The following is a 3071-nucleotide window of genomic DNA, read 5'->3' as shown; positions in this document are numbered from 1 at the left end:
GTTCGGCCCTCGGCAAGTTCGGCCAGCGACTTCTGGATTTCGCGCTCGGTCTCGGTGTCGAGCGCCGACGTCGCCTCGTCGAGGATCAGGATCGGCGGGTTCTTCAAGAACATACGGGCAATCGCCAGCCGCTGCTTCTGGCCGCCGGACAGTTTTACGCCGCGCTCGCCGATGATCGTATCATAACCGGCCGGCAGGCCTGATATCATGCCGTCGAGCTGCGCCCGCCGCGCGGCATCGGCGATGGCGTCGTCGGAGGCGCCGAGACGGCCATAGGCAATGTTTTCGCGGATCGAGCCGCCGAACAGGAAGACATCCTGCTGGACAATGCCGATCTGGCCGCGCAGCGAAGCGAGCGTCATGTCCCTGATATCGATGCCGTCGATGCTGATCCGCCCGGCGCTGACTTCGTAGAACCGCGGCAGCAGCGAGCATATGGTGGTCTTGCCGGCACCTGACGGCCCGACGAAGGCGATGGTTTCGCCGGCGCGGATGGTGAGATCGATATCCCTGAGCACCGGCTTGCCGTCGCCATAGCCGAAGCTCACACCGCGATATTCGATGGAGCCCTTGAGGCCGCTGGCGGTAACGGCACTGGGCCGGTCGGCGATGTCGGGTTCGGTGTCGAGCAACTCTGTGTAGCGGCGGAAGCCGGCAATGCCTTTTGGATAGGTCTCGATCACCGAATTGATCTTCTCGATCGGCCGCACGAAGACGCCGACCAAAAGCAGGAAGCCGACGAAGCCGCCATTGCTCAGGCCTCCCGTAATGACGAGGTAGCTGCCGGCAATCATGACCACGAGCTGGATCAGCCTTATGCCCATGTAGTTCAGCGAATTGCTGGCCGACATGATGCGGTAGGCGTCGAGCTTGGTCTGGCGGTAGCGCTGGTTGTCATGTGCGAACAGCGTGCGCTCATGCTCCTCGTTGGCGAAGGCCTGGACGACGCGCATGCCGCCGACATTCTCCTCGATGCGGACGTTGAAATCGCCGACACGCCGGTAGAGCGCCTGCCAGTTGCGCTCCATGCGGTCGCCGTAGCGCATCGTCACCCAGGCGATCAGAGGCACGATCACCGCCGTGATCAGCGCCAGATGCATGTTGACCGTGAACATCAGCACGAAGGCGCCGGCGAACGTCATGATGGCGATGAACAGGTCCTCGGGGCCATGATGCGCGATCTCGCCGATCTCCTCGAGATCCTTGGTGACGCGACCGACGAGATGGCCGGTCTTGTGGTTGTCGTAGAAGCGGAACGACAGTTTCTGCAGATGATCGAAGCTCTTGCGCCGCATCTCGGTCTCGATGTTGATGCCAAGCATGTGGCCCCAATAGGTGACGACCGCCATCAGCACCGTGTTGAGCAGATAGATTACCAGCAGCCCGGCCGAGGCGATGATGATCAGCGTCCAGTCCTGCCGTGGCAGGAGCTGGTCGACGAAGGTGCGGACCGCCATGGGAAAGCCAAGTTCGAGCAGGCCGGCCAGCACCGCGCAGGAGAAGTCGAGCGCGAACAGCCCCTTCCAGGGCGCGTAATAGGACAGGAAACGTCTGATCATCGAGGTGAACCGCAAGCTGTCTTGATGGACGCGGCGAGGGCACCGGCCGCCATCGATGGGCGCTGCTTACAATCGGCAGGGCAGGGCCGGCAATATGCCAGGGCCGACTTCATTGCCTGCCTTTCCACATCAGCGCCATGAAATAGGGGCCGCCGACGAAGGCGGCGATGAGCCCGGCCGGCACCTGCCAGGGAAAGATCAGCGTCCGGCCGGCCCAGTCGGCGGCAACGAGGATCAGCCCGCCTGTCATGGCCGAGGCCAGAAGCTGCGGCACGGCACGGCGGAAGCCGAGCATGCGCGCGAGATGCGGCGCCATCAGGCCGACGAAGCTCAGCGGGCCGATGACCAATGTCGCGGTTGCGGTGGCCAGCGCGGTAAGTGCCAGCAGAATGGCGCGAACCCGTCCAAGCCGCAGGCCAAGGCCACGCGCGGCAGTTTCGCCGAGCGGCACTATATCGAGCCAGCGCGCCGTCAGCGGCGCCAGCGCGAGGACGGCGACCGCGACCGCAGCGGCAGTGAAGGCATCATTGGGCGTTGCGCGATAGGTCGATCCCGATAGCCAGGCGAGCAGGAAGCCCGTGCGCGGATCGCCGCTGGCCAGAAGCAGCGCGGCGAAGGCCGACGCGACCGTCGCCACGGCGACGCCGGCAAGCAGCAGCCGCGACGGCGACAGTGCATTGCGCCGCCCGACCAGCACGACGATCGTCAGCGCCAGCAAGGCGCCCGCGAGTGCGGCGCCGAGCATTGCCGCGCGGTCGAAGCCGTCGCTGAGCAACAGCAGCGCCAGCACGCCGAAAGAGGCGCCGCCGGAAATGCCGAGCACTTCGGGTGCTGCCATCGGGTTGCCGGTCATGCGCTGCATCAGCGTGCCGGCGACCGCGAGCAGGACGCCCGCCGACAGGGCTACGACGACGCGAGGCGCGCGCAGGGCAAGCAGCTCGGTCAAATCCTCGGATGCGATCCAGTGCCAACCGCCTGCGCCACGGCCAAAGCCCATTGCGACGACAACCGCGAGGATGAGCGCCAGCAGGCCGGCGATCAACGGCAGGCCGTTTGTCGGCAGGCGTACGGACGACATCATATCGGCCTGCCTTTCGGGGGTGGTTCGCATTCGCGGCAACAGGAACAGCAGCAGCGGCGCGCCGAGCAAAGCGGTCGCGGTGCCGGCGGGGATTTCGCCGGCGAACGGCAGATGCTGCACCAGGCGGTCGGTGAGCCAGAGCAGGGCGCCGCCGACCAGCGGCGACCAGACCAGGCGGCGGCCAAGCGTGCGCGCTCCGGCCAGCCGCGCCAGCGCCGGGGCAGCGAGCGCTACGAACCCGATGACGCCGACCTCGGCGACGACCAGCGCGCCAAGCGAGACGGCGACAGCCATGCCGGCAAGGCGGATGACGGCCGGGCGGGTGCCGAGCGATGCCGCGCCGTCGTCGCTGAGATCGAGCAGGCGTAGCGGTCGCCAGAGCAGGAACGCGGCGCAGATGCCGGCCAGCAGCCACGGCGCCAGAGCAACGA

The 3071-nt window shown here is 66.5% G+C and carries 2 protein-coding genes; both read right to left on the bottom strand.

Annotated elements, in window-relative coordinates; all coding sequences use genetic code 11:
• Positions 1-1559 (bottom strand): ABC transporter ATP-binding protein (locus ENZ75_RS26595; RefSeq protein ID WP_164888018.1); only part of this gene is annotated, 1559 nt, incomplete at its 3' end.
• Between the two features lie 109 nt (positions 1560-1668).
• A partial coding sequence (locus tag ENZ75_RS26590) for an iron ABC transporter permease (protein ID WP_164888017.1) occupies positions 1669-3071 on the bottom strand: 1403 nt, incomplete at its 5' end.

Origin of the sequence: Mesorhizobium sp. M7A.F.Ca.CA.002.04.1.1 (assembly GCF_004022805.1) — a bacterium.
Taxonomy (GTDB): domain Bacteria; phylum Pseudomonadota; class Alphaproteobacteria; order Rhizobiales; family Rhizobiaceae; genus Mesorhizobium; species Mesorhizobium ciceri.
The sequence above is the reverse complement of the archived record's forward strand: the minus strand, read 5'-3'. Positions and strand labels throughout refer to the sequence as shown.